This window comes from Amycolatopsis sp. NPDC059235, assembly GCF_042754125.1.
Taxonomy (GTDB): domain Bacteria; phylum Actinomycetota; class Actinomycetes; order Mycobacteriales; family Pseudonocardiaceae; genus Amycolatopsis; species Amycolatopsis albidoflava.
The window spans coordinates 1-7,591 of sequence record NZ_JBHZAG010000174.1; the positions used below are offsets into that span (position 1 = coordinate 1).

General features: G+C 69.5%; 7 protein-coding genes. 3 read left to right on the forward strand and 4 right to left on the reverse strand.

Going from position 1 to position 7,591, the window contains the following annotated elements:
* Positions 1 to 147 precede the first annotated feature (147 nt).
* A complete protein-coding gene (locus ACFXI3_RS46750) occupies positions 148 to 1,896 on the reverse strand; it encodes a pyruvate dehydrogenase (RefSeq protein ID WP_378408654.1) in 1,749 nt (582 codons plus the stop codon).
* A gap of 127 nt (positions 1,897 to 2,023) precedes the next feature.
* Between ACFXI3_RS46750 and ACFXI3_RS46755 the strand changes: the two genes are divergently transcribed.
* Positions 2,024 to 2,770: an SRPBCC domain-containing protein gene (locus tag ACFXI3_RS46755; RefSeq protein ID WP_378408656.1), complete on the forward strand. Its 747-nt coding sequence runs from the start codon at positions 2,024 to 2,026 to the stop codon at positions 2,768 to 2,770.
* On the opposite strand, the gene ACFXI3_RS46760 is transcribed toward ACFXI3_RS46755, so the two are convergent.
* The 3 genes from ACFXI3_RS46760 to ACFXI3_RS46770 all read right to left on the reverse strand — a co-directional run bounded on the left by ACFXI3_RS46760 (position 2,692) and on the right by ACFXI3_RS46770 (position 4,320).
* A complete protein-coding gene (locus ACFXI3_RS46760) occupies positions 2,692 to 3,141 on the reverse strand; it encodes an SPW repeat protein (RefSeq protein WP_378408657.1) in 450 nt (149 codons plus the stop codon). The two genes, ACFXI3_RS46755 and ACFXI3_RS46760, sit on opposite strands and share 79 nt — an antisense overlap.
* Before the next feature lie 60 nt (positions 3,142 to 3,201).
* On the reverse strand, positions 3,202 to 3,546 hold the full coding sequence (locus ACFXI3_RS46765; protein ID WP_344276889.1) for an STAS domain-containing protein: 345 nt from the start codon (positions 3,544 to 3,546) through the stop codon (positions 3,202 to 3,204).
* A gap of 75 nt (positions 3,547 to 3,621) precedes the next feature.
* Positions 3,622 to 4,320 (reverse strand): DJ-1/PfpI family protein, encoded by a 699-nt coding sequence (locus ACFXI3_RS46770; protein WP_378408659.1) that lies wholly within the window; start codon positions 4,318 to 4,320, stop codon positions 3,622 to 3,624.
* 98 nt (positions 4,321 to 4,418) lie between these two features.
* On the opposite strand from ACFXI3_RS46770, the gene ACFXI3_RS46775 reads away from it, so the two are divergent.
* The gene (locus ACFXI3_RS46775) at positions 4,419 to 5,396 is read left to right on the forward strand and encodes a GlxA family transcriptional regulator (protein ID WP_378408660.1); all 978 of its coding nucleotides are present in this window, start codon (positions 4,419 to 4,421) and stop codon (positions 5,394 to 5,396) included.
* Positions 5,397 to 5,465: 69 nt separating this feature from the next.
* On the forward strand, positions 5,466 to 7,151 hold the full coding sequence (locus ACFXI3_RS46780) for a YibE/F family protein (protein ID WP_378408662.1): 1,686 nt from the start codon (positions 5,466 to 5,468) through the stop codon (positions 7,149 to 7,151).
* Positions 7,152 to 7,591 lie beyond the last annotated feature (440 nt).

Sequence of the window (7,591 nt, forward strand, 5' to 3'; positions counted from 1 at the left end):
GAAGCCTCCCTGCGGTCTGGGGGTGCTTGTCAAGGCATCTTTCCCGCCTTGACAAACACCCCCGCGCCGCAGTCACAATCAAGCTTCGGGGTGCCCCACGCGCCAACGGGCCAATGTCGCCGCCAGGCGACGAGGCCCAGCGAACCATCAAGGCCGAGGAATATTCCGCAAATTAGACTTGGCCAGCCCCAACATCTTCCCCACTCCCCCACTCAACACAGTCTTACTGGCCGCCAACGCAAACCCCTTAACCTGAGCAGCAGTAATATTAGGCGGAATAGACAACGCATTAGGATCAGTAACCACATCCAACACCGCGGGCCCGTCGTGCGCCAAAATATCCCGAAGCCCCTCCCGGACCTCCCCAGGCTTCTCCACCCGCCGCGAATACAACCCAGCCGCCCGGGCAATCCCGGCAAAGTCGACCTGATCGTGGTCAGTGCCGAACTCCGGCAACCCGTCCACGAGCATCTCCAGCTTCACCATCCCCAACGAAGAGTTGTTGAACACCACAGCCTTAACCGGCAACCCATGCGTCTTAAGGGTCAACAACTCCCCCATCAACATCGCCAGCCCGCCATCGCCGCACATAGCCACCACCTGCCGCCCCGGAGCAGCAGCCTGCGCCCCAATAGCATGCGGCAACGCATTAGCCATACTCCCGTGCACAAACGACCCGAGAATCCGCCGCCGCCCGTTAGGCGTGATGTACCGAGCAGCCCACACATTGCACATCCCGGTGTCCACAGTGAACACCGCGTCCTCGGCGGCTTCCTCGTCCAGCACATCCGCGACAAACTCCGGATGCAACGGAACATGCTTGGAAACCTCGGCCGTATAAGCGTCGACTACCCGCTGCAACCCCCGCTCGTGCTTGCGCAGCATGGCATGCAGGAACGACCGGTCCTCCCGCTCCCGCAACCGCGGCAGCACCGCCCGGACCGTGGCCCCGACATCGCCTTGGACCCCGAACTCCAGCACCGACCGCCGCCCCATCCGAGCCGGATCGATGTCCACCTGCACGGTATTGCGCTGCGGCAGGAAGTTGTCGTACGGAAAGTCCGTACCCAGCAACAACACGAGATCAGCCTCGTGCATCGCCTCGTAGCAGGCCCCATACCCGAGCAACCCGCTCATCCCCACATCGAACGGATTGTCGTACTGCACGAACTCCTTGCCTCGCAACGAATGCCCCACCGGCGCCCCGACCGCCTCCGCGAGCGCGAGCACCTCGTCATGCGCGTCCCGGCACCCCGCGCCGGCCATGATCATCACCTTCTCGGCCCGATCGATCCGATCGGCAAGACGGGCGATGTCGGCCTCAGCGGGCACCACGGCAGGCGGACTCCCCAGCGACGCCGACTCCCCCGTGGCGTGCGCGGCGGGCTCGTGCGACACATCCCCGGGCAGCACCAGCACCGCCGCCCCGCGCCGTCCGACCGCGTTCTGCACCGCGATCCGCGCCAGCCGCGGCATCTGCTCCGGCGAACTCACCATCTCGCAGTAGTGCGAACACTCGGCGAACAACTGCTGCGGATGCGTCTCCTGAAAAAACCCAGTGCCGATCTGGTCGGACGGAATGTGCGAGGCGATCGCGAGCACCGGCGCTCCCGAGCGATGCGCGTCGTAAACCCCTTGCAGCAGATGCAGGTTCCCCGGTCCGCAGCTTCCCGCGCACACCGCGAGCCGCCCGGTCAACTGCGCCTCGGCCGCGGCGGCGAACGCGCCCGCCTCTTCGTTGCGCACGTGCACCCAGTCGATCCCGCCGCGCGCCGAACCTCCGGTGCGGCGCACCGCGTCCACGACGGGGTTGAGGCTGTCGCCCACCACCCCGTAGATCCGGCGCACCCCGGATTGCACCAGAACGTCGATCAACTGGTCGGCCACCGTTGCCATGCTCAAGCGTCCCTTCGTGAGAGTCCCTTCGCAGTCTGTCACCGATCAGGCGAACCGCCACCGCATTGACAAGTATTGTTGTCAATGGCACCGTGGCCAGGACCGACCACGAGGAGGAACGCCGCAGATGCCACGCGAGTTCGAGGTGCGCAAAGAGGTTCAGCTGCCCGCGGGACCCGAGGCCGTGTGGGAGGCCGTCGCGACCGGGCCCGGCATCGATTCGTGGTTCATGGGCCGGCACGAGGTCGACGCCGCGGCCAGGCGGATCCGCTTCAGCCTCGGCGAAATGCGCACCGAGGCCGAGATCACCACGTGGGATCCCCCGCGCCGGTTCGCCTACCGGGGCGAGGCGGCCGAGGACGGCACGTTCGACGCGATGGAATTCCTCGTGGAGGCGGCCGAAGGCGGCAATTCTGTACTCCGATTCGTGCACCGCGGGTTCGTCGAGGACGGCTGGGACGACGAATACCACGAGTCATTCGCCGTCGGCTGGGAGATGTACCTGCACACGCTCGCCGAACTGCTGGCCCACTTCCCCGGCCGCTTCGCGACGTACGTGACCGCGGACAGCCCGGCGTCGTCGGCGAGCCGGGACGCGTGGCCGAAGCTGCTGGCCGCGCTCGGCTTGCCCGCTGAACCCGCGGCCGGGCAAGCGGTCCAGTTCAGTGTCGGCGACGAGGTGGTCGAGGGCGTCCTCGACTACTCGACCCCGAACTACGCCGGAGTCCGCACCGAGGACGCCCTCTACCGGTTCCACGAACGGTCGCTGCTCGGCATGCCGATCGCGGTGGGACATCACCTCTTCCGCCCTGACGTCGACGAGACCGCCGAAACCGCGACCTGGAACCGCTGGCTCGCCGACGCGCTCGGCTGACGTAAGCGGCGGCGCAGCAGCAGCGCCGCCCCGCCGGCGGCCACGACGACCCCGGCGATCACGTTGCCGGTCACCGCACCGGCCGACGGCACCGTTTCGTCGCCGTACCGGAGCAAGAACGGAGACACCGCGGCCCACACGCCGAGCACCGGCAGCACCCAGGTCAACGCCTGGGCACCGGAATCCCGCGCGCGCATCGCGGCGAAAACGACGATCGCGAGCCCGGCCACCGTGTTGCTCACCGCGAGTTCGGCGGCCCCGCCGAAGCGCAGCAGCCACGGCGCGGCGATCAGGTACAGCCCGGCCAGCACAGCGAGGCCCGCTGCGCCCCCGGAGACCGCGGTCTTGCCGGACATCGTGCTGGTGGACATCTGGATCACCTCAGCAGATCTCGGTTCCACCCCACGGGTACCCAGATTCCGGCCGGGGATTCACGCCCCCGCGGCGGCGCACGCCTCGCGCAGGCCGCTGCGCACCGGCGCCTTGATCCCGGACACCGCGAAGGCGCGCAGCACAAGCGGCCCGGTCGCCACGATCGACAGCGCGGGCCGGACGTGGCTCGTCTCCTCGAGCACGCGCAGCCCGGCGCAGCTGAGATAGCCGACCCGCGACAGGTCCACGACGAGTTTCCCGCCGGCTCCGGAGGCGGCGGACAGCGCGGAGCGGAACTGCCCCACCGACGCGATGTCGATCTCGCCCGCCGCTGTGACCAGCACGATGTCGCCGTCCCTCCGGCTGGTGAAGACGGTGAGACCGGCATCCCCGCGAGAACCCATTGGCGGAACGGTACGCGCCGCAGTGGCGCTGGCAAACCGTTCTGCCTCAGCCGGGTGGGGCAGTTTACCCGCGCGTCACCGCTGCGCCAGCAGCTTTTCGCGCAGCTCCGGCTGATCGGCGAGACCCTCGCGGACGGTGTGGTCGACGAACGGCCGCATTTGCTCGCGCGGGGCGAGCGACCAGTCGAGCGGGCCGAGCGGCGGCTGCGGGTCGTACTCGATGCCGAACTGCACCAGCCGCGCGACGTCCGCTCCGCTCATCCGCTCCACCAGGTGCAACGCCAGGTCGATGCCGGCGGACACTCCGGCCGCGGTGATCACCGGGCCGCTGTCGACCCAACGCTGCCGGACCGGCTCGGCCCCGAACGCGCGCAGGGTGTCCAGGAAAGTCCAGTGCGTCGTCGCTTCACGGCCTTCGAGCAGCCCAGCTTGGCCGAGCAGCAGCGAACCGGTGCACACGGACGTCATCAGCTCGGCGGACTCCGCGGCGCGGCGGAGGTAGCCGATGAGCGTCTCGTCGCCGAGCGCGCGCAGCGTCGGCGCGCCGCCGCCGGGGACGAGGACCCAGGACGGATCCGGAACCTGGTCGAAGGTGTGGCTCGGCGCGATCCGCAGCGGCGTGTCGGTGCCGAGGGCCTCCAGGGTTTCGCCGACCACCGCCACCCGGACCGAGGGGTCCACCGCCGCGTGGCCGTTGATCACCTGCAGCGGTCCCACCAGGTCGAGCGGCGTCAGGCCGGGGTACACGACGAACGCGAACGTCTTCTGAGTCATGCCGCCAGGCTCCCGCCCTCGCGACCCGGCCGGGACACGCGTGTCCGAAATCCTGCGAACCCGGTTGATCCGGCCCGGCGAACTGCTACCGTGCGGCCATGCCGAGTACCGCCCGGCAGGTCGTGATCCTCGGGTACCCCGACGCCGAACTGCTCGACATCGCCTGCGTGTCCGACGTTTTCGACGCCGCCACCCGGCTCGGCGCGGCCCGGCCGTACGAGGTCCGGCTCGCCAGCGTCGACGGTCTCCCCTTCGCCTGCCAGTCCGGGCTCACGCTCGCCCCGCACGTCCGGATCGACCAGGTCCGCGGCCCGCTCGACACGTTCGTGGTCGCGGGCGGGCTCGGCCACCACGTCGCCGCCAAGGACGAACGGCTGCTCTCGCACGTGCGGCGGCTGTCGCAGGAGAGCAGGCGGACGGCGTCGGTCTGCACCGGAGCGACCGTGCTCGCCGCCGCCGGGCTGCTGAGCGGCCGTCGCGCGACCACGCACTGGTCGCACGCCTCGCGGCTCGCCGAGCAGTACCCGTCAGTGACGGTGGATCCGGTGCCGCTTTTCGTGCGGCACGGCGACGTCTACACCTCCGCCGGCGTCACCAGCGGGCTCGACCTCACCCTCGCGTTCGTCGAGGAGGACCACGGCCCGACGCTCGCCCGCGAGGCCGCCCGGTCGCTGGTCACCTACCTGCAGCGGCCCGGAAACCAGGCGCAGGTGAGCATGTTCCTCGCCGGGCCGCCGCCGGAACACCGGCAGGTCCGCGACCTCACCGCGTACGTCGCCGAGCACCTCGCCGACGACCTCGGCGCCCCCGCGCTGGCGAACCAGGCCGGCATCAGCACGCGCCAGCTGACCCGGCTGTTCGACGCCCATCTCGGCACCACGCCGGGCAAATACGTCCGGACCGTGCGCGCGGAGCACGCCGCCCGCCTGCTGTCCGGCACCGACCTCCCGCTCACCGCGATCGCGCGACGCTGCGGTTTCGGCTCCACCGAGACGCTCCGGCAAGCGTTTCTGGACCATTTCGACACGCCGCCCTCCGCTTACCGGCGGGTGCACCTCCGTTCTGCGCACGCCTGAACGAAACGCCGGATACGCCCGCCTCCTCCCCCCACCCGGTACGGGTGAGCCGTGAGCCGGGAGGGCAGGATGTCCGCCGTGGCACCGCACGACTACCCCGATCAGGACCCCGACGACACCGGCCCGCTGCCGCGAGTGCCGGGCGAACCCGTGTCCCCGTCTCCCGCCGTGCCACCCGCCGCCCCTCCCCGTGCCCGCCCGGACGCCCCGCGCCGCCCGCGCCGCGCCGAACCCGGACGACCGACTGAACGCACTCCCGGACGCACCGGCGACCCGGGACGCCACCCCGAGCGGTCCGGCGAACCTCGACGCCCGCGCGCCGCCGCGCCGCGCCCTGCCCAACCCGGCGCCCCGCGCTCCGCCGATCCCCGAGGCTCGCAATCCGGCGAACTGCGCGTCCCCCGCCGCCCAGGCGACACCCCACCTCCCGGCACCCGCCGCCGTCCGCCCGCGCGGCCCCCGCAGTCCGAAAAGGACACTCCAAAACCCGCCGCCGCCAAGGAAACCCCGCCACCAACCGGACACGGTCATGGGCACGGACACGGCCCGGCCGCCCCCGCGTCGCAACGAGTCCGCAAACTCCTGATCTGGCTCCTGGCCCCGCTGGCCCTGGCGACCGTCGTCGGCATGATCATCCTGTACCCGTGGGGCAGCTCCCTGCCGAAGAGCGCCGTACAGCAAGGCACCCCGGTCCAGGCAGCGATCACGACCGCGACCTCCGGCCCGTGCCTGCAACCCGGCCAAGTGCAAGTCGGCTCGCAACCGGACCCGAACGCGAAACCGTGCCTCACCGTCGACCTGCAAATGTCCGACGGCCCAGCAGCCGGAAAACCGGTACGCCTAACCGTCCCGATCGAACCGAGCACCCCAAGGTTCACCGCAGGCGACAAAGTCGTCCTCGCCTACAACGGCGGCAACCCGCTCGACCCGCAGTCGTTCACCCTCGTCGACTTCCAACGCGGCACCCCCTTGGTACTGCTCGCCGCGCTATTCGCAATCGCCGTACTCGTACTAGGCCGCTGGCAAGGCCTGGCCGCGCTAGTCGCCCTGGTACTGAGCTTCGTAGTGATCGTGCTCTTCGTCCTGCCAGCGATCCTCTCCGGAGAAAACCCGCTGCTAGTCGCGATCGCCGGAGCAGGCGCGATCATGTTCATCGCGCTGTACCTGACTCACGGCCTGTCCGCGAGAACCTCAGTCGCCGTACTGGGCACCCTGGTCAGCCTCGCCCTGATCGGAATCCTGTCCGCGATCTTCTCCGCCGCCGCCTCCCTGACCGGCCTGGACGACAGCACCACCACCCTGATCGCCTCCCTGGGCCACGGCATCGACGCCAGAGGCCTCCTGCTGGCCGGAATCGTCATCGGCGCACTGGGCGTCCTGGACGACGTGACGATCACCCAAACCAGCGCAGTATGGGAACTGCGCCGAGCAAACCCGTCCCTGAGCTGGCGCGACCTGTACAGCTCAGGCCTGCGAATCGGCCGAGACCACGTAGGCTCCGCGGTAAACACCCTGGTCATGGCCTACGCAGGCGCCGCACTGCCGGTAATGCTCTACTCCGCCATCTCCGGCGTAGGCCTGGGCTCTCTCCTGGGCAGCGAAGACATCGCCGCAGAAATCATCCGCACCCTGGCCGGCTCAGTAGGCATCGTCGCAGCAGTCCCAGTCACCACAGTCCTGGCCGCCCTAATCGCCTCCCGCGAGCCCATCGACCACCTCATCAACACCACTACCCCCACTGATTCACACCAGTAACACCCCACAGCCCCCGCCCGGGCGCGCCCTCCGCGAATGAGGTACGAAGACTCGCGACCGCCGTACCCCCGTAGGAGGGGCCTGTGTTCTCAGCAGTCCTGGCCGGACCCCGAGTCACCGTGCACCTGATCCGCCGCCTATTCGCGTCCGCCCTAGAAGCAGCCGAAACAGTGCCAAGAATCGCCACCGCCCTAGACGACGCCCGCACCACCCTGCGCCACGTAGAACGCCTACTCACCTACGTAGCCGAGCAACTCCCAGAACTAACCGACCACCTAGACCAAATCCGCGCCCGCCTAGACGCCCTAGACGAACACACCCGCACCCCCACCGGCCGCGACTAACCCAGCCCCCATGCACTTCCCTAAACCCGACCACCACGCGGGATCGCGCCGGCGTTTGGGGGCTGCCCGGCGTGACAGGCCGAAGGCCCCTCACGC

Bases quoted from the DNA above. Each gene is read 5' to 3' on its own strand.
- ACFXI3_RS46775 (WP_378408660.1), top strand. From the start codon at position 4,419: ATGCCGAGTACCGCCCGGCAGGTCGTGATCCTCGGGTACCCCGACGCC.
- ACFXI3_RS46755 (WP_378408656.1), top strand. From the start codon at position 2,024: ATGCCACGCGAGTTCGAGGTGCGCAAAGAGGTTCAGCTGCCCGCGGGA.
- ACFXI3_RS46760 (WP_378408657.1), bottom strand. From the start codon at position 3,141: ATGTCCACCAGCACGATGTCCGGCAAGACCGCGGTCTCCGGGGGCGCA.
- ACFXI3_RS46765 (WP_344276889.1), bottom strand. From the start codon at position 3,546: ATGGGTTCTCGCGGGGATGCCGGTCTCACCGTCTTCACCAGCCGGAGG.
- ACFXI3_RS46770 (WP_378408659.1), bottom strand. From the start codon at position 4,320: ATGACTCAGAAGACGTTCGCGTTCGTCGTGTACCCCGGCCTGACGCCG.
- ACFXI3_RS46750 (WP_378408654.1), bottom strand. From the start codon at position 1,896: ATGGCAACGGTGGCCGACCAGTTGATCGACGTTCTGGTGCAATCCGGG.
- ACFXI3_RS46780 (WP_378408662.1), top strand. From the start codon at position 5,466: ATGTCCGCCGTGGCACCGCACGACTACCCCGATCAGGACCCCGACGAC.